This window comes from Candidatus Thiothrix putei, assembly GCA_029972225.1.
GTDB lineage: Bacteria > Pseudomonadota > Gammaproteobacteria > Thiotrichales > Thiotrichaceae > Thiothrix > Thiothrix putei.
Map to the genome: position 1 here is coordinate 1,387,075 of CP124756.1, position 18,601 is coordinate 1,405,675.

The window sequence follows — 18,601 nt, forward strand, 5'->3', positions numbered from 1 at the left end:
TATGACATTAAAAATCACTTTCACTGAGGATGAGATAGCGGAGCTGTTCTACTGGAAGGAGCGCCATCCTCATCCCAGAGTCCGTAAGAAAATGTCCGTGCTGTACCTGAAATCCCAACAGTTGACGCATAAGGAAATCAAACGATTGGAAAGGATTACAGAAGCCACGCTGCTTGCCTACCTAAACGCCTACCTACAACCTAACGGTTTAGAAGCTCTTAAAGAAATACGATTCAATAAACCACAGAGTGATTTGATGGCATATAAAGACAAGATTGAAGCCTATTTTCGTGAATATCCCCCCGCAACCAGCAAGGCGGCAGCCGCTAAGATTGAGGAGCTGACAGGCATCAAACGCAGTGAGGACAGGGTACGTGTCTTTATGAAGAAAATAGGGATGGACATCCATAAAGTGGGGATGATACCCGCCAAAGCTGATGTGGAAGCACAAGAAAAGTTCCTGGAAAATGAACTAAAACCGCGCATTCAGGAGGCTAAGGAGGGCAAACGCGCCCTTTTTTTGTCGATGCCGCCCACTTCGTGTTAGCACCGTTTCTGGGGTTTTTGTGGTCATTTTCCCGCGTATTCATCAAAGCCCCCTGTGGTCGACAACGCTACAACGTATTGGGCGCACTCAATGCGATAACGCTACAACTCATCACGATCACTAACGACTCCTATATCAACGCTAACAGCGTGTGTGAATTATTGGAAAAAATTGCAGCGTTAGCACTCAAAATACCGATCACTTTGGTCTTGGATAATGCCAAGTATCAACGCTGTGAAGCCGTGTTTGCCTGTGCGAAAAGGCTCAATATTGAACTATTATTTTTACCGACCTATTCACCCAACCTCAATCTGATTGAACGGTTGTGGAAGTTCGTCAAGAAAAAATGCTTGTACTCGAAATACTATGATAAGTTTCCCGCTTTCAAGGCGGCCATCACCAACTGTCTCGACAAGCTGGATACCGATCACAAGAAAGAACTGACCCAGTTGATGACAACAAATTTTCAAACCTTTAAAAATGTTCAGGTCTTGACGCTGTAAGGTATACCTTGTCAAGCAGGGTGTTGATAGTGGGTGTGAACAAAAGTGCGGTAAACCTCATGCCGCCTCAGCGGTGTTTCGCCAATAATGCTTCCATTGCTGGTTTCCCCGCATGACCCTCAACGCCAACATATCCGCCGCATTATCACTTTTCCACCATGCCCCCGATTTTTTTAAGCGTTGCTGGATGATGTAACGGTGTGCACTTTCTATTTCGCCCGACCCCACGGGCAATCCGAGGGATTTTGCTGTCGGGTAATCCAGTTGCTCAATGCGGTTGCTCAGGTAACGGTGACAAGCTCGTACTGGGGCGTTACTGTCTTCTACCGTTTCTGCTTCGAGGAAAGGTTTCAGTGTGTCGATGACCGCTTGAGCTTGACCATCCTGTAGGGCTTTTTTCTGTTTGGCAAACCATTTATCCTTGTCCTTGAGGCATGAACAGCTTGCGGATGCTGCTGATAGGTATTCACAAACATGATAAAAATCAATCAGGTAATGTCCTTGTGTGCCAAATTGTTCATCCACTTGACGGTTGATCCAGCTTGCCCCATCACCCACCGCATGGAGGAACGTGCTTTTTCCAAATCCAGCACGGCAGGCGGTGTCGAATAAGATTTTTCCAGCATCTTCTACCGTGCCACCGAATATTGCGCCAAACGTTGGCGTAGCACTGCCTTTGGCGTGGGCAAGACACAGGCGGGCTTCTTTCCAGCTTTCCTTTTTGCCTTTGCGCTTGTCGGGGGCTGTTTCGTCAATCTCGACGATGGGGATCATGCTGCCGTCCATTTCGGCAATGACATAGGCTTTTCCCAACGTGCTTGGATAGTCTTTTATCAACACTTGGGATTCATGGATGCGTTTGGCGTGACCTTCGGTGATGTGTCGGATGCTGCTGGATGCCAGCCGTATCCCGTAATGTTCTTCTAATTTATCAGGCACTTGAGCAAATGAACAGTCCGCCCCAAAGTCCGTCACCGCCCGTTGCAGCGGGAGCGAACAGCCTCGGCAAACAACCTCGGCACTCTGGCTAAAGGGGCGGACACGCTTGCCGGGAATCCGGTAGACCGGTTCGCTTATGTGGATTTTTCCGTAGGTCGTGTGCCAATGACAGTTTTTTTTCCACTCTTTACATACTTCCCAATGCCTTCTTCACAGGCTGGGGCTGTGCATTTTTCTACACGTTTGTTTGCCCATGCAGTGATCGCATCATTTCCCATTTGGCGCAGTTCTTCTATCACCCGCTGTTCGGCGTCTGCTGCTTTGATAATGTCATCACCGGCATTTTCAACCACCTCGATTAGCCCTTCCATCCGAGCTTTTAATGCTGGGTTGCGGTTCAAGGCTTCTAAAAGTTTTTGGTCGCGGGAGCTAACTGTCAACATGGGAAAGTCCTTTTTCTCTGGTTTTAGGGGATGCCATCTTAGTCTACAGGACACCGCACTTTTGTTCACACCCGTTGATAGTGCTTTGATCAAGAGCGCTGGTTTTGGTGAAAGCAAGCCGATTGCTTCAAACGATAATGAAGCTGGGCGCTCGCAGAATCGTCGCATTACCTTTGACATCAACCCTGAGTAAGGAGGGATAACGTTATGCTGTATTTATTTTCAGAATTGTTCATGTGGCTCTTGCTGACGTTTGTCTTCGGCTTGGTAATGGGTTGGTTTTCACGCTCAGGGAAAGAGGATTAAATCATGACGATGTTTTTGATACAGGCACTACTGTGGTTGCTCGCGGCTTTTGTGCTGGGATATTTTCTTGGTCGTTTCCTGAAATCCTTATTGTGCCGCAGGGCTGAGGTGGAAGCACCAGTGTTGCATAATTATCGCCCTATAGATGCGCCTGAAACCTATCGACCGAAAGTGGCGGTTGGTGAGAATGGTTCTATGCGTGTGAATGTACCCACCGTAACGACAGTGGTGGGGGGCGCAGCCGCAGCGGTTGGAGCGGTGGTAGCCGCACGTGATAAGTTTGATGCCAGTGTTGATGTACCGGATGTGTCTTGGAAGAAGCCGGAGGTTAATTTACCGGACGTGTCGTTGAAAGTGCCGGAGATTGATGTGCCAGATGTTTCTCTGAAAGCACCAGAGGTTGAGCTGCCAGAGGTATCATGGAAAGCGCCAAGCCTTGATGTGCCGGATGTTGAGGTGAGCGTTCCCACGCTGGATTTGAGTGGCGTTGACCCGCACAAGCCGATCCTTGATTTACCGGAGATGGACGTTGACCTGCCAGCGGTTGATCTCGATATGCCGGATGTGTCTTTGAAAGTACCAGCGGTTGAGCTGCCAGAAGTTGATCTTGATGTGCCGGATGTGTCTTTGAAAGTACCAGAGGTTGATGTGCCGGATGTCAATGCGGATGTAAACGGTGGTTTGTGGGATGCTGCAAAAGCCGCAGTGGTTGCTGCGGGTGCTGGCGTAGCTGCTAAAGTCGCTTTTGCTGCACCGGAGATTGATGTGCCAGAGGTATCATGGAAAGCGCCAAGCCTTGATGTGCCGGATGTTGAGGTAAATGTTCCCACGTTGGATTTGAGTGGGGTTGACCCGCACAAGCCGATCCCTGATTTACCGGAGATGGATATTGAGCTGCCAGAAGTTGATCTTGGTGTGCCGGATGTGTCCCTGAAAATACCAGAGGTTGATCTGCCAGAAGTTGATCTCGATGTACCGGATGTATCTCTGAAAACACCAGCGCTTGATCTGCCTGACACTTCATTGCAAGTGCCAGAAGTCGTATTGCCTGATGTCAGTGTGGATGCGGATAGTGGCTTCTTGGATGTGGTTAAGGCTACCGCTGTTGTAGGTGGTGTGGGTGTATTGGCGAACACTGTTTCCGCTGCTGAAGTTGATCCAGTGGTTGATCAGGCAAGTGATTGGCTTGAACGCTTAGTGCAACAAGTGAAAGCCGCTTATCACGGGCGTAACCCCCGTGCCGTTAGCCGCTTATGGGGTAGTGACTATCGTAACTGTTCACGGAACAGCTCCCCTTAAGCGGCAAGAAATCCAGTAACCGGATTCAGTACTTGCGGTGGAGGAATCGGCAAACGCACCGTCACTGGTTTTTTGGTCAGTGCCTGCTGGCACGCCTGGCGGATAATTCGGTAAGCGCTGACACCTAGGCGTTTGCAGGTTTCCACAATAGTCAGTATTAACGGGCGGAATTGGTCGCCCCGGAAAGATTGGCTGAAAAAACTGGTCTTACGCCAGATGACATAGGGGCGGATGGCACGTTCGGCGGCATTATTGGTCAGAGGAACACCGGGATGACGCAGAAATGTCCATAACATAAGCTCATCATCCAGTAAACGTTGGCACTGGTTGGCGGTTTTAGTGGGCTTATCAGGATGTTGTGCTTGCCGTAAGCCGCTACCTGCCAACAATGTCTGGCGGAAGGCTTCGCGGAGTTTATCCATGCGTTGCCGGTAGAGTCTGTCAGCGTAAGCGCCTGCGAGCCTGCGGTTATGTAAGTGGACAATCAGGCGTGCCAGACGCAGTAAACGTTTCCCTAAGATGCCTGCACGCCCGTAACGTTGTGCCATTTTTTTGAACTTGCGGATGATATGCGCCCAGCACAGTTGCCGCCGTTCAGTGGGGTGGTGGTTATAGCCGCCGTGCTGGTCGGTCACGAGTATGCCATCGAATGCACCCAACAATTCATCCGCTGCGCCTTTGCCGCGTGAGTAATGCGTCATGAAGTACACCACCTGTGGCGAACACATCACCCACAACCATTCACGTTCGCGCCCACGGTAGTGACTGGTTTCGTCCGCGTTTACCACCGGGCTGCTACGCACCGCTTCACCCGCCTGCGCATATAAAGGCGCTAACCAACCGCTGACGGGTGCAGTCGCTTCACTGATCGCACCGCTACTGAAGGATAACTGCCATTGTTCTTCCAGCAGTAACTGGATTTGCCGCGTGGATAGGCGGCAAGCCCCGTTCATCAGGGTAATCCAACTGATCAATCCTGCTCCCATCTGCCCACTGGGGACGTCTTCGGGCAACTCAGCTACCTGACGTTTCCCACAGCAAGTACACGTACCCGCATACAGGCGGTGTTCCGTTACATGGTAAGCGACTTCCGGCAGGTCAAACACCTGATGACGCTGGCTCGGTGTGGTTTCCATCGCCAGATGACCCCCACAACGGCAACAGCCTTCAGGATAATAGTGCTGGATAGCGTCCAGCCGCGATTCCTCCACTAAGGCACGTTCATGTTTGCTGTGCCCCGGCTGACCGCCGCGTTTTAGCGCGCTTTTGGGTTTGCGTTCGCGCTGGGCGCGTTGTTCGGGCGTGTCCCGTGAGGGTGGGTTAGAGGAGTTACTGGAGGAGTCATTCAGGCGTTCTTTTAGTTCTGTCAGTTCCGCTTCCAGTCGTTTGACCCGTGCTTGCAAAGCAACCACCAACGTCAGCAGATCACGGTTAAGCTGCTGGGAGGCTGCCAAATCGGTGGGCAACGCAATGTCGGTAAAATCGGTGGTGATGGTCAGATCGTTCATTCATCAAGCATAGCTCAAGCTGTGGCAGTTGCAAGCTCGTGAACAGTTACGTGACTATCAGCATGATTGTGCAACGTTGGAAGGTTACGATTCCATCAGCCTGCAACCTGCTACTTACGACAAATTGGGTTCTAGCCATTGTGGCGTCCCTAGAGCAGGTTTTGTGGCTGTCGGTGGTGATGTCGGGAATATTGAGCCTAATACGGGTATCTTGTTTCATTACTGCAATATCGTAGTATGCCGCGATGCCGGTGATACTCATCACTTTATCCATGTTGTGACGGATTAAATTACTCCATCCATTCTCTGAAACCCACCCAGCATGAGCAATTGTTGGGTCGGGTTTTTTCTACAACAGCGCACCGCACCATGGTAGAACCCCTGTTTTTGTACTACACAATAGTCAGTCGAAAAATAATGCGGGGGACGCATGGAATCCATCAAGATCAGTGGCAAGTTAACCGGGCAAGACTTTCCACATAAAACCAGCAATGATTATGCCGATATTCTGACGGTTACTTGTCAGCAAGAAGTCACACTGGAAGCCTTACGCAGTGGCGGTAAAAGCGTCGAGTTGAAAGACATTGACCCCGACACCTTAGTCGAACTGGAATTTGAAGGCGGTTTTAAACGTTGGGTACGGGCAGGGGATTTACGCGCACAAGCTACCCAAGAGGCGAGTCGCTCCGCTACGAGTGAGTTCATGCTTACGCCTGCCAGTTTTGAGGTGAGTAATCAGCGTGGGGCTGTCGGTCTGGTATTAAAGTTTCTACGCTTGCTCAAAGTTGATCCGGTCAGTGACATGAGCGATGCCCTGTCTGAACTGTTAGTCGATAAGCTGGAAACCCGCAAAATTCCTCAACCCGGTGTGTACCGTTGTGCCAGTACCGACAAGTTGGAGCTGGAATTAATCACGCAAGCCGGAGACATCGACACCAGCAAGCCAGTGTTACTGTTTTTGCATGGCACGTTTTCCAGTACCGATGGCAGTTTCGGGGAATTGTGGGAATCCCGTCAAGGTTACAACGCGGCTGCATGGTTGCAACGCTTGTTTGCGCCTTATGGTCAGCAAGTGTTGGCGTTGGAACACCACACGCTCACCGTCAGCCCGGTGCACAATGCACTGCAAGTCTTGCGCTTGTTGCCGCCGCATACACGCTTACACCTGATTAGCCATTCACGCGGTGGTTTGGTGGGCGAATTGCTGTGCCAAGGGGGGTTGAAACGCAAAACCCGTGATTCTGGCGATAAGTTTTTGGACAGTGACGAGGTGTTTGCGCGTGCAGAACTCCAGCCCTTTGAACATCATGCCCGCACACAAGATATGCAAGGCTTGCAGGAAATCGCGGCCTTGCTCAATGACAAGCAAATCAGAGTAGAACGCTTTGCACGGGTGGCTTGTCCGGGACGTGGTACGGTGTTGGCTTCGGAACGTCTCGAAGATAACCTGTCAGTCATTTTCAATGTGTTGAGTTTTATTCCTGCACCCCGGTTTCAGATGTTGGCAGAGTTTGTGCGCATGGTGTTGATGGCGACTGCCCGCAAGCGTACCAACCCGCAAGAGTTACCGGGCTTAGAAGCGATGATGCCGACTTCCCCCTTGGTACGTTTGCTGAATCGCCCCGATGTGCAGCTCGATTCTGACATTACGGTGATTTCTGGGGAGATGCGTGCCTCAACGGTATTGGGGCATTTTAAGGAATGGGTGACGCAACGCTTTTTCGGTGAGGAAAACGATTTTGTGGTGAATACCGCCGGAATGTACGGCGGAGCGCGGCGGTTGCGCGGGATGCGTTTTTATCTGGATCAGGGCGATGATAGCAGCCACTTTAATTACTTTCGTAAGGGCGAAGTACGCGAACGTTTGATTAGCGCGTTGCAACACCCGGATAGCGATTTGCGCTTACGTCCGTTGTTGACGGAAACGCCGGTCACACGTTCAGTAGCGCGTGCTAACCGTAGTGGGCAAAAAGCCAAACGCAGCACGGTGTATTTCCTGCCCGGTTTTATGGGGTCGAGTCTACAGGCTAACGGTACGCCGGTGTGGTTGGATATGTCGGCGTTGGGTTGGGGCGATTTTTCCCGCCTGCAAATGGACAGTGCCGGTGTGCAGCCGAATGGTGTGTTGGATGCGCCTTATCGCCCCTTGCTGACGATGCTGGAAGCCAGTCACACGCTCGTGGAATTTGACTACGACTGGCGGCGCTCCTTCGCTGAAGCTGGGCGACGTTTGGGGGATGCGCTAGAGCAAGAATTGGATAAAGCCAAAGCCAGCAATAGCAAGTTGGTGTTGCGTTTGCTGGCACATTCCAGTGGCGGTTTGGTGGCTTTGGCGCTGATGAGTGAGTCGCCTAACGTGTGGCAACGGCTGCGCGAAGAAGCGGATTGCAGGGTGGTGATGTTGGGTACGCCGTTGCAGGGAACGTATGCAGCGGTGCAAATCCTGTTAGGGCAACACCGTTTGCTGAGCTTGTTGAATTTGCTGGACGGGCGCATGGATGAGCGCGAAGGGCAATTATTGGCACAGCAGTTTGCGCGTTACCCCGGTGTGCTGGAATTGCTGCCTGCCGCTTATTTGCACGAAGACCGTTGGCAAACCTTATTAGGCGAGGCTTTTCACGCATGGCCTGCCCGCAACTTACTGGCGGATGCGCGGCGGGTGCGTGAACATTTACGTGCGGTGGAGCTGGATACCCAACGCATTATTTACCTGTATGGCAAAGCGAGCCTGACCCCGGATGATGTGCAAGAATACAACGGTAGCTTACGGTTTCATGCCAGTGGAGCCGGGGATGGCGTAACCTTGTGGGCAGAACTGCCCGCCAAATTGCCAACCTGGTATCTGCCAGTGGAACATGGGCGTATGACCAGCCACAGTGAGTATTTCCAAACCTTGCAATATTTGCTGGATGATGGTTTGTCGCGCCAATTGGAAACCCAGCCGCCTGCGATTGGTAAGGCGGTGGGGCAATGGCTGCCGACGATTCGCAGCGAATTATTCCCGGATGAACAGGAATTGCTGGCAGCCGCGTTGGGCTACCATACGCGCATGACACAGGAGGAAGTGCGTCAGCCAGTGGAAGTGCGTGTGGTGCATGGCAATCTGGAACAAGTGGCGCATCCCGTTGTGGTGGGGCATTACGAGGGGGATTCGATTATCAGCGCGGAAGCCTTGCTGGATAAGCGCTTACATGGGCGACTCAGTGAATTGCACCGCATGGGCTTGTATCCGGGGGAACTGGGTACGTCATACGTTTTCCTGAATCCTGGACACAAGCCGGGGGGCGCGGTCATCGTGGGTTTGGGTGAGGTCGGCAAGTTAACCACCGGGGAGTTAACCGCCAGTTTCACACGGGCGATGATGGCCTATTCCCTGAAAATCCGGGAAGAATTGGAGCGCGTGCCTTTAAGCACCACACAGGCCGAGGCGGAATCAGTGCCAGTCCATGTGGCAACGTTGCTGATCGGTACGGTTGGCGGGGGGAGCATCACCCTAGCGGATTCGATTACGGCAATATTGCGTGGCATGACTCATGCCAATCAGGCATTGGATAAGAGCGAACGTGGTTTGCGTTTGCGTTTGCGTTTGCAAGTGATCGAGTTTATCGAACTGTATGAAGACCGTGCGGTGGAGGCGGCACGATTGGTGCAAGATTTGGTGTTGCTGCCGGAGTTTCGCAACGATTTCAACGTCAAGCGTTTAATGCAATGTTTGCCGGGTAAACGTCGTCGGGTGATGTATAACGATCCGCCGGGTTGGTGGCGGCGGATTCAAGTCGAGGCCAGCGCTGATGGCCTGAAATACACGGCACTGACTGACAAGGCACGCGCCGAGCTGGTGTTGCAAGCCACGCAACGTAAGTTAGTGGATCAATTTATTGAGAAAGCGATTACTTCCAACGCGGATGACCCGGATACGGGCAAAATCTTATTTGAATTGTTGTTACCGGCGGCGATGAAGGAGCAAGCACCGAATGCTGAAAATCTGGTGATGGTGTTGGATAGCGCCGCGTCAGCTTATCCGTGGGAATTGTTGTACAACCGTTTTGATCATGAATCACAACCGCTTTCCGTGCGCTTTGGCTTGGTGCGTCAGTTGCAGGTGGGACAATACCGCCAGCGGGTGGTGAATCCCGTGGATCGTTCGGCGTTGGTGATTGGTGATCCGCCGGTTAAGGGTGAATTTGTACGGTTGCCAGCGGCTAAGCAAGAGGCTGAAACGGTGGCTAATTTGCTAGAAGCAGGCGGTTTCAGCAAAGTGACCCGCGAAATCGGCACCGATTCACAAGCGATTTTGAAAGCCTTGCACACGGGGGATTACCGGGTATTGCATCTGGCAGGGCACGGGGTGTACCGCTATCGCCCACACCCTGACAGTACCGTGGAAGTGAGCGGGATGGTGTTGGGTGATGGCATTTTCCTGACGCCAGTTGAAATTGGGCAAATGCGCAAAGTACCGGAATTAGCGTTCATCAATTGCTGCCATTTGGCTCAAATGGACTTCATGAGTGCCGAGGTGCAAACCGCCGTCAGCAGCGACCGTAGCAAATTGGCAGCGAGTTTGGCGCAAGAACTTATCCGTATGGGGGTGAGAGCGGTTATCGCAGCAGGGTGGGCCATCAATGACAATGCGGCAAAAGTGTTTGCTGAACAATGCTACAACGCGTTGTTGCAAGGGTATACGTTTGGCATGGCGACGTTGATGGCTCGGCGTGAAACCTGGCAGCAATACCCGCAGAGTAATACTTGGGGGGCTTACCAATGTTACGGTGATCCTGATTACAAACTGTTAAGCCGTCAGCCCGATACCAGCGGTAGCGATAAGACGGTCGATAGCTGGCGTTTCGTGGCAGAAGTGGAGGTGGTTGCTGAGTTGCAAAACCTGATCCATGCAGCGGATACTGCCCAGACCAGTGATATTGCGTGGTTGCAGGAACGTTTGCAGCAATTGCATCGGGCGATTCCGGCAGAATGGTTGTCTCATGCCGACATCCTGTATGCCTTGGGGAGGGCTTACGGCAAGCTGGATTTGTTTGCTCCGGCGTTGGATGCGTACCAAGCGGCGTTGGATTCGCCACAAGCCGATTACCCGGTGATTTTGCTGGAAGACAAAGTGAGCTTGCAAACCGCTTGGGCCTTGGCATGGGCGCAAGGCAAGGTGGAAGCACCTGCTACACGCTTGGCAAGTTCCCCCGCTGCGTTGATGGATGATAGTTTCAAAACGCTCCAGTTGCTGGATGGTTTGGGCAACAGCCTGCAACGTTTTGAAGAGGTCGGCAAGTTTTGGAAGCGTAAGGCATTAATGACAACGGGCGAGGAACGTGCGGATGCGTTACGTGAGATGGAGCAAGCTTACAAGCGTGCCCATGAGTTTGCTTTGCAGGAAACGCATACGGTGGCGGGGTATCCGCTGATCAATTGGTTGACGTGCAAAGTGGTGCGCTACTTGCGCGGGCATGTGAAGCAATTGGATCGGCAAGAGTTGAAGCATTGGATGGATCAGGCACGGCAATGTGTTGAATCAAGCGACCGTGGCGCAGTTTCGTTTTGTTCGGGGATTACGCGAGCCGAATACAGCTTGCTGCATTACATTATTGGCGCACGGCTGAATGAAACCACCCAAGTACAGAAAGTGATCGCCGATTATGTGCAAGCGGTTGGGCGCGGGGTAGCACCCCGGCAATTACGCTTTGTGCGGGAACATTTGGACTTTTTACGCACGATGCTGAGTGAGTTTCAGGAAGAAAAACAGCAATTACAGCCTGTCGTCGTGGCGCTATTGGAGATAGAAGAAAAACTATCGGTTTAGGTGGGTTGGATCAGCAGTAGCAATAATCCCGCGAGCAGGTAATACGCTGAGAATTGGATGGTAAGCGGTTTTTTGAATTCTTCGGGGATGTAGTCTTCCACAAAGGGAAAGAAGTAGCGGATGCCACCAATGATCAGTGTGGTGATGCCAAATAGAACGAGAACAAAGCCAATGGCTGCAAGTAGATTCATCATGATGTGGGTACTGTCACTGTGTATTTGATGAGAACAATAGTAGCATTAACTGCATATCTATCGCAGGAGAGCCTCCCTTAATGTCACCAGTCAGACGCGCCCTTTCATTTTTGAAACGGGCGCTGATTAGTTTCCGTGCCAATCAGGGCATCCTGCTGGCGGGTGCAATTGCCTATTACACTTTATTATCCATTATTCCGCTGTTCACCCTGCTGATTGTGGCGTTGTCTCACCTGATCAACGAACAGCAATTGCTGAACATTGTCGAAAGTAACCTTAGCCCAATATTCGGTACACAGGCGAAGGTGATTACCTACCAAATGGAACTCTTTCTGCAAAACCGACAGGCTGTGGGTTGGATCGGGTTGGTGATTTTGATCTTTTTCAGTTCCATGGCGTTTACTGTGCTAGAAAATGCTATGTCGGTGATTTTTTTTCACCGGGTTAATATCCACCGCCGCCACTTTCTGGTGTCAGCCATTATCCCGTATGCCTATATTCTGGTGCTGGGCATCGCTATCCTGCTCATTACTATCGTTAGCGGTGCGCTGGATTTGCTGCACGGTGAAGTTGTAACCCTCCTGTTCTGGACGCTGGAACTCGACCGTTTCACCGGCAGTATTTTGTACGGGTTCGGTATTGTCGGTTTGACGCTACTGCTGGCTTCCTTCTACATGGTGATGCCAGTGGGCAATATTTGCTTTCGCCATGCACTGGCGGGCAGTTTTTGTGTCGCGATTTTATGGGAAATCACGCGCCACCTGTTGGTGTGGTATTTTTCTACCCTGTCGATGGTCAATATTATTTACGGTTCACTGACCACCGCCGTGATTGCACTGCTGTTTCTGGAGGTTGCCGCCATTATTCTGCTGTTTGGGGCGCAAGTCATCGCGGAATATGAACGGCAAGATATGGACAACGCAGAGAATCCGCCGCCTACCCTGCATACTTAAGAACTATCGCTTACTACAAACCGCTAAAGCCATTAAACTTAATGCCTAACTGGAAGCGGAGTCATCATAAATGCCTATTAAAGTACTATTTTTTGCCAGTCTGCGTGAGCGTATCGGGCAAAGCCAGCGGTTGTTGGAAAGTGACATGCCGTTGACCTTACAAGAGGTGTGGCAACGCAGCAGCGGCGAATCTCATCTACCGGGAAATGTGCTGATGTCCATCAACCAAACCTACGCTAATGCCAGTAGCCTGGTACAACCGGGTGATGAAGTGGCTTTTTTCCCCCCGGTTACCGGAGGTTGAGGATGCAATACGTCGAAGTGCGGGAAGCGCCGTTTGATCCTTGGCAATACCTTGCTGAATGGCAAAGCCAGCACCCTTTGGATGCACGAGCGGGGGCAACGGCTGTTTTCGTCGGTACGATGCGGGACTTCAATGAAGGTGATGATGTTACCGGCATGTATTTAGAACATTATCCCGGTATGACCGAGCGCCAGTTAGAAACGCTGGTGGCGGCTTCGGTGCAGGAATGGTCGCTGGATGCAGCACTGGTGGTGCATCGCGTCGGGGAAATTGCGCCCGCTCAGCCGATTGTATTGGTCGCTGTTTGGTCTGCTCACCGGGCTGAGGCATTCGACGCTTGCCGCCACTTGATGGAAACCCTTAAACACACCGCACCTTTCTGGAAGCGTGAAACCTTAACGGATGGTTCAGTACGCTGGGTGGATAAAAATACGCCCGGATGAAGTCATCACTAAGGAATACCTGTGACTGCTTATTTGAGTAGCTGGTTCAACACAGGCTTGCTGTTGTTGGATATTTTTATCGTGGCAGTATTGTTGCCGACGGTGGTGCAACAACGCCGTGAGTCGGGGGCAACCTTGGCGTGGGTGTTGGTGATTGTGTTTGTGCCTTTCCTTGGTCTGTTAAGTTTCTGGCTATTTGGCACAACACGCTTGCATTTGCGCCGTCGTAAACGCCGTCGGGTAGAAGAAAAGTTTGCTAATGCGCTGCAACAGGTGCAAATCAGTCTGAATGGTGAGCAGCGTATTCGTGGGATTCCGCCGTCTTTACTCACATTGGTGCATAAATTGGATGAAATCGGCCCACTAGGGGGGAATGCGGTCGAGATTATGCGTGAAGGTGAGCATTTATTCGATACGCTGGAGCAAGCCTTTGCTGCGGCTAAGCAGCATATTCATCTGATTTACTACATCTGGGAACCCGACTATACCGGGGAACGGTTGCGGGATGCCTTGGTGAGGGCGGCACAGCGGGGTGTGACGGTACGGTTGCTGGTTGATGATGTGGGTTCGCGCCAAGCGAAAGCGGGCTTTTTTGCACCGTTGTTGGCGGTTGGTGGGCAAGTCGAGCGTTTTCTGAAAGTGAATGTGCTGAGTCGCCAACTCAATCTGAATAACCGTAATCACCGTAAAATTGTCATTATTGATGGCAGTATCGCGTTTACTGGCGGGATGAACGTGGGGGATGTGTACGCAGGCAGGGGTGAGCCGTGGCAAGATTTGCACGCCCGTATTCAAGGACCGGTGGTGTATACCTTACAGGAGGCATTTTGTCAGGATTGGTATCACGCGACTGGTGAGGATCTGGTCAGCGAGGTATATTTTCCGGTGATTCCTGATGCAGGCACGATTCGCGCTCAGTTCCTTGCGAGTGGCCCTGCGGATGAGCGTTGGCAGGCCATTCACACCGTCTTGTTTGCGGCAATGAATCTGGCAACCGAACGTATTTGGATTGAAACCCCTTATTTTGTGCCGGATCGCCCGATTCTGATGGCGTTGCAAACGGCGGCCTTGCGCGGGGTGGATGTGCGTTTGCTATTGCCCGGTAAATCGGATCATCCCTTGGTATTGTATGCGGGGCGTTCCTTTATTGATGATTTGCTGGCAGCAGGCGTGCGAGTGTTTGAAATGTACCGAGCCATGCCTCATGCGAAAGCGGTGATGATTGATGGCAATTTTGCCACGCTGGGTTCAGCCAATATGGATCAGCGCAGTTTTCGCTTGAATTTTGAGGGCAACATCTTTTTTTATGGCACGGAAATCGCGACGAAACTGGAGCAAGATTTCCTCGCTGTGTGCGCGAATACCCAAGAAGTGACTGAGGCACAGCGACGTAAGCTGAGTAAAAGCCAGCGTTTGGTGGAGAGTATTGCCCGTTTGCTTGCACCTTTGTTGTAACGTATTGAAATTTTATGTTAAGGTTTTGATAGTTAAGTATTAGGAGCGAGTTGTGCAAGCACTGCCTTATTATCTGGGTTTGCCATTATGGGCGAATGCACATTGGAAAGGTTCGTTGTTTCGTGCTGATGCAAAACCGGCAGCCTTTCTTGCGCAGTACGCTCAGGTGTTTAATGCAGTGGAAGGTAATACCACATTTTATTCTGTGCCCTCCGTGGATATGGTGCAGCGTTGGCTAGCGGCAACGCCAGAGAGCTTTCGTTTTAGCTTTAAGTTTCCACGGACTATTACACATCAACATCAACTGCTACATGTGGCGAAAGAGACGCAAGAGTTTTTGCAGCGGATGCAGCCGTTAGGGCAGCGTTTGAGTGGGTTAATGGTGCAATTACCTGCTACATTTGCGCCTGATTCACTGTCAATGTTGGAAACATTCTTGCGAAGTTTACCCGGTGATTACCGTTATGCGGTGGAAGTGCGGCATCCTGCTTTTTTCACTGATAAGGTAGCTCGCACCACTTATAATGGCGTGTTGGAATCTTTGGGAGTCGATCGGGTAATTTTTGAGAGTCGCCCTTTACATGCTGCCCCGGCGCTGGATGTGGCTACTCGTGAAGCGCAAAGCCGTAAACCACGCTTGCCGGTGCAGTTGGATACAACCGCGCAACAGCCGGTGCTACGTTATATTGGACACCCGGTGCTTGAGGCTAACCATGCGTGGTTGGATCGTTGGGGCGCACAAACAGCGCGTTGGATAGGGGAAGGCAAGTGTCCGCGTATTTTTTTGCATACCCCCGATAATACCCTCGCACCAGCACTGGCGCAGATGTTTCACTATCAGCTTCAGCAGCGTCTATCAGGGTTGGCTGATTTAGCGTTAGGGTTAGCAGAGCCGGAACAGGCAGTGCTGCTATAAAAAAATAGTCGCTTGGGTTGCTTGCTGGGGGGGGTTCTGGTATCCTCACGCGCCTTTAGAGTTCAAGAATCGCAGATTTGGAGTATCCAGATGTCTCGTGTATGCCAAGTAACAGGTAAGCGTCCGATCACCGGCAACAATGTGTCGCACGCTAACAATAAAACCAAACGTCGTTTCCTGCCTAACCTGCACGCGAAACGGTTCTGGGTGGAAAGCGAAGGGCGTTGGGTGCGTCTGCGCGTTTCTACTAAAGGGATGCGTATTATCGACAAGCACGGTATTGATACCATTCTTGCCGACATTCGTGGTCGTGGCGAAAAAGTTTAATTTACCGGAGGTAACAGCGAATGGCTAAGAAAGGCGGTCGTGATAAAATCAAGCTGGTTTCTTCCGCAGGAACTGGATTTTTCTACACCACAACCAAGAATAAGCGTACCACGCCGGACAAATTAGAGTTCAGCAAGTACGATCCGGTTGTGCGTAAGCATGTCATGTTTAAGGAAGCCAAGATCAAGTAATTGATGACTTGCGATTCTTTACCAAAGCCCGGCATTGCCGGGTTTTTGCGTTTGTGGAAAAGGCAATGGAAAACAGTATCATGTGGATTGTCATAAGCTTGGGTATCCTGCTGTTGTTGATACCTGTGGTGGTGGGGTTGTTGATGTCGCCTTATCAGCAGGTTACGCGGGTTGAGTTGATCAAGGCATCTATTGATGACGTGTGGAATGCGTTAGCTGACTTTTCTCAACAAGCCCAATGGCGTACTGAGCTGACGAGTATGCAAATGTTGGATGATGATGAGGGGCTGCGCTGGGTTGAGCAGTCAGCAGGGCAAGGTTCAGTCGTCTTACGTAAACTCAAAGAAATTCCTTTAAAAGAGTTGCTGGTTGATCGGGATCAAGGCAGCGGCAAGGGGACATTTCATGCCCGTTTGAGTGCAGTTCCGGGTGGAACCCGCATCACATTTACCGAAATGCTGGAAACCCGCACACCGTTTGGGCGCATCAAGGCGCGGATGAAGGGAGAGCCAGACAGTCGTTTAGACCATTTCATTCAGCAGTTAAAAGCCCGGTTTGCAGTGTAAGTGGGAGGCAATCCAATGCTACGACGCGCAGCGCTTCAGCAGATAATGAGGAGGTTTGTGCAAGGTCTGCCAAGGTGCGCTTCAGTTCAGGGTGCAATACACCAGGGGCAATTTCTGCCAGTGGAAACAGCACGAAGGGATAAGTCAGAATATCCTTGTGCGGTAAGTTAACGCTGGGTTGCAGGTTCAGATCATCGTAGAGAAGCAAGTCGACATCTAAGGTGCGTGCACTGAATTTTGCGTCGTTGCGCACACGCCCGTGGGTACTTTCTAAGGCCTGCAAGTAGTGTTTCACTTCATTAGGCGTTAGTGTTGTGGTGAAACCAGCCGCTAAATTGAAAAAAGGCTCGCTTTCAAAACCAACTGCCGGGGTTTCGTAAACAGTAGAAAACTGTACTTCACCAAAATCTTGCTGTAAACGCTGCATACAGGCGCAGACGTTAAGCTCGCGCTCGATATTACTGCCAATGCTTACGTAGACATTTGCCATTGACGGTCACCGCGTTCAATTTTAACCCCTACTTCGCTGGAACCACGCACTGCGCCGGGTTTCCCTACGGTTACTTGAATCCAGGGAATCGAGAACTCGCGCATCAGGGTATCCGCGATGGCTTCCGCTAAGCGCTCTACTAGGTCGTAATGGGTATCTTCGACTAATTGCACCACGCGTTTGGCGGCGGTTTTATAATTCAGGGTGTCTTTGATGTTGTCGCTGGCAGCAGGAATACGGTTATCCCAGCCCATTTCCAGATCAATGCGAATTTTTTGCAGAATGCGCTTCTCCCATTCATAAATGCCGATGTGAGCCTCTATTTTCAGGTCGCGTACATAGACTATATCCATACGTTGCTCTTGTTGTCAGTGTTGGGTATGGATTGTAATACAGAAACCCGCACCCTGTGAAAGAGGGTACGGGTTAAGGGAATTAAGATGCTAACACGCGGTTAGCGTGATAGTTGCCACTGACCACGGCTGTCTTGACAGGCTTGGGTCTGAATATTTTGGTTTCTGCCATCAATTGTGCCCACAATGGTAACAGGGCGGCAGATGGTGCTTTGGTTGTTGACATTAGCACGGTAAACCTGACCGGGGTTAACGTTATATTGATAGCCAGTGTTCGGATTTTGCCATGTGGCGGGACGTCCACTGTAAATGGATTGCCCTAAGTATTGCTGGTCACGTGCATCCAGTTGCGCTCCCCACTGACTGCCAATGTAACTGCCTACCATGGTGCCAAGGATAGTCATCGCTGTTTTGCCATCACCATTACCGAATTGATTACCAGCCACTCCACCTAGTACAGCACCCACCATAGAACCGGTTTGCGCATTGTTGATAGGAGCAGTGCCGACACATCCTGTTAATAGGATGGATGTTACTAATGCACTAGCGACGAGAGAGCGATTGATCAACGTTTTCATTGGGACACTCCTTGTTGAGAGAGGGAAGACTTGCAACCTAGGTTTCAGGTTGCAAGTCGGAACGAGGCTTAGTAGCCCCGGTTATAATACGGTGCTGGCTGAGGTTGTTGATAGTAACGGTCTTGCTGAGCACCCACTTGACTACCGACGGCACTGCCTACCATCGTGCCAACGATAGTGGCGGCTGTTTTACCTTGACCTTGACCGACTTGATTACCTGCAACCCCACCGAGTACCGCGCCTGCCATTGCACCAGTTTGTGCATTGTTCATTGGCACACCGGTACACGCAGTCAATGCTGCTGTTAATGCCATAATCCCCAATGAATAAGTAACAGTTTTCATGTATAGCTCCTTAGTAAAAAATTATGTTTCTGGGCTGTCGCCACGTTTATTTGCCAAACTCTGGTGATTCTTTAGAGTGATGATGTCCAGAGTAGTTCAGTAGGATGCCATTATTTTTTTAGGTGTTCAAATA

General features: G+C 51.1%; 18 protein-coding genes and 2 pseudogenes. 13 read left to right on the forward strand and 7 right to left on the reverse strand.

Features of this window, described 5'->3' with window-relative positions; all coding sequences use genetic code 11:
• Position 1: 1 nt before the first annotated feature.
• A pseudogene (locus QJT81_07205) lies at positions 2 to 1,050 on the forward strand (IS630 family transposase).
• Between the two features lie 57 nt (positions 1,051 to 1,107).
• Here QJT81_07205 and QJT81_07210 read toward each other — a convergent pair.
• Positions 1,108 to 2,432: pseudogene (locus QJT81_07210) on the reverse strand (UPF0236 family protein).
• A gap of 61 nt (positions 2,433 to 2,493) precedes the next feature.
• On the opposite strand from QJT81_07210, the gene QJT81_07215 reads away from it, so the two are divergent.
• Entirely contained in the window at positions 2,494 to 2,625 is a 132-nt protein-coding gene (locus QJT81_07215; protein ID WGZ95768.1) for a hypothetical protein, read from the forward strand.
• A 116-nt stretch (positions 2,626 to 2,741) separates the two neighbouring features.
• Positions 2,742 to 4,037 (forward strand): hypothetical protein, encoded by a 1,296-nt coding sequence (locus tag QJT81_07220; protein ID WGZ95769.1) that lies wholly within the window; start codon positions 2,742 to 2,744, stop codon positions 4,035 to 4,037.
• Here QJT81_07220 and QJT81_07225 read toward each other — a convergent pair.
• Positions 4,034 to 5,545: an IS66 family transposase gene (locus tag QJT81_07225; protein ID WGZ95770.1), complete on the reverse strand. Its 1,512-nt coding sequence runs from the start codon at positions 5,543 to 5,545 to the stop codon at positions 4,034 to 4,036. The two genes, QJT81_07220 and QJT81_07225, sit on opposite strands and share 4 nt — an antisense overlap.
• Positions 5,546 to 5,573: 28 nt before the next feature.
• Between QJT81_07225 and QJT81_07230 the strand changes: the two genes are divergently transcribed.
• The gene (locus tag QJT81_07230) at positions 5,574 to 5,834 is read left to right on the forward strand and encodes a hypothetical protein (GenBank protein WGZ95771.1); all 261 of its coding nucleotides are present in this window, start codon (positions 5,574 to 5,576) and stop codon (positions 5,832 to 5,834) included.
• Between the two features lie 141 nt (positions 5,835 to 5,975).
• Complete coding sequence (locus tag QJT81_07235; protein WGZ95772.1) at positions 5,976 to 11,354, forward strand: CHAT domain-containing protein; 5,379 nt, start codon at positions 5,976 to 5,978, stop codon at positions 11,352 to 11,354.
• Here the strand turns inward: QJT81_07235 and QJT81_07240 are convergent.
• On the reverse strand, positions 11,351 to 11,548 hold the full coding sequence (locus QJT81_07240; GenBank protein WGZ95773.1) for a hypothetical protein: 198 nt from the start codon (positions 11,546 to 11,548) through the stop codon (positions 11,351 to 11,353). The genes QJT81_07235 and QJT81_07240 overlap by 4 nt on opposite strands.
• An 80-nt stretch (positions 11,549 to 11,628) precedes the next feature.
• Here QJT81_07240 and QJT81_07245 point away from each other — a divergent pair, with 80 nt between their 5' ends.
• The 8 genes from QJT81_07245 (at position 11,629) to QJT81_07280 (ending at position 16,703) form a co-directional block, all read left to right on the forward strand.
• Positions 11,629 to 12,501: a YihY/virulence factor BrkB family protein gene (locus tag QJT81_07245; GenBank protein ID WGZ95774.1), complete on the forward strand. Its 873-nt coding sequence runs from the start codon at positions 11,629 to 11,631 to the stop codon at positions 12,499 to 12,501.
• Positions 12,502 to 12,571: 70 nt separating this feature from the next.
• Positions 12,572 to 12,805, forward strand: a complete 234-nt coding sequence (locus QJT81_07250) for a MoaD/ThiS family protein (GenBank protein ID WGZ95775.1) — start codon at positions 12,572 to 12,574, stop codon at positions 12,803 to 12,805.
• 2 nt (positions 12,806 to 12,807) lie between these two features.
• Positions 12,808 to 13,248, forward strand: a complete 441-nt coding sequence (locus QJT81_07255; protein ID WGZ95776.1) for a molybdenum cofactor biosynthesis protein MoaE — start codon at positions 12,808 to 12,810, stop codon at positions 13,246 to 13,248.
• Positions 13,249 to 13,269: 21 nt separating this feature from the next.
• Positions 13,270 to 14,703: a cardiolipin synthase gene (gene cls, locus QJT81_07260; GenBank protein WGZ95777.1), complete on the forward strand. Its 1,434-nt coding sequence runs from the start codon at positions 13,270 to 13,272 to the stop codon at positions 14,701 to 14,703.
• A 52-nt stretch (positions 14,704 to 14,755) separates the two neighbouring features.
• The gene (locus QJT81_07265) at positions 14,756 to 15,619 is read left to right on the forward strand and encodes a DUF72 domain-containing protein (GenBank protein ID WGZ95778.1); all 864 of its coding nucleotides are present in this window, start codon (positions 14,756 to 14,758) and stop codon (positions 15,617 to 15,619) included.
• A 90-nt stretch (positions 15,620 to 15,709) separates the two neighbouring features.
• Positions 15,710 to 15,946, forward strand: a complete 237-nt coding sequence (rpmB, locus tag QJT81_07270) for a 50S ribosomal protein L28 (GenBank protein ID WGZ95779.1) — start codon at positions 15,710 to 15,712, stop codon at positions 15,944 to 15,946.
• 20 nt (positions 15,947 to 15,966) lie between these two features.
• Positions 15,967 to 16,137 carry a 50S ribosomal protein L33 gene (gene rpmG, locus QJT81_07275; GenBank protein ID WGZ95780.1) on the forward strand — a complete coding sequence of 57 codons (171 nt, stop codon included), beginning with the start codon at positions 15,967 to 15,969 and terminating at the stop codon, positions 16,135 to 16,137.
• 65 nt (positions 16,138 to 16,202) lie between these two features.
• Complete coding sequence (locus QJT81_07280) at positions 16,203 to 16,703, forward strand: SRPBCC family protein (protein ID WGZ95781.1); 501 nt, start codon at positions 16,203 to 16,205, stop codon at positions 16,701 to 16,703.
• Here QJT81_07280 and folK read toward each other — a convergent pair.
• The 4 genes from folK to QJT81_07300 all read right to left on the reverse strand — a co-directional run bounded on the left by folK (position 16,669) and on the right by QJT81_07300 (position 18,468).
• The gene (gene folK, locus QJT81_07285) at positions 16,669 to 17,193 is read right to left on the reverse strand and encodes a 2-amino-4-hydroxy-6-hydroxymethyldihydropteridine diphosphokinase (GenBank protein WGZ95782.1); all 525 of its coding nucleotides are present in this window, start codon (positions 17,191 to 17,193) and stop codon (positions 16,669 to 16,671) included. The two genes, QJT81_07280 and folK, sit on opposite strands and share 35 nt — an antisense overlap.
• Complete coding sequence (gene folB / locus QJT81_07290) at positions 17,175 to 17,546, reverse strand: dihydroneopterin aldolase (protein WGZ95783.1); 372 nt, start codon at positions 17,544 to 17,546, stop codon at positions 17,175 to 17,177. Before folB ends, folK begins: the two co-directional genes overlap by 19 nt.
• A 101-nt stretch (positions 17,547 to 17,647) precedes the next feature.
• Positions 17,648 to 18,124, reverse strand: a complete 477-nt coding sequence (locus QJT81_07295) for a glycine zipper 2TM domain-containing protein (GenBank protein ID WGZ95784.1) — start codon at positions 18,122 to 18,124, stop codon at positions 17,648 to 17,650.
• A gap of 68 nt (positions 18,125 to 18,192) precedes the next feature.
• Positions 18,193 to 18,468 carry a glycine zipper 2TM domain-containing protein gene (locus tag QJT81_07300; protein ID WGZ95785.1) on the reverse strand — a complete coding sequence of 92 codons (276 nt, stop codon included), beginning with the start codon at positions 18,466 to 18,468 and terminating at the stop codon, positions 18,193 to 18,195.
• Positions 18,469 to 18,601 lie beyond the last annotated feature (133 nt).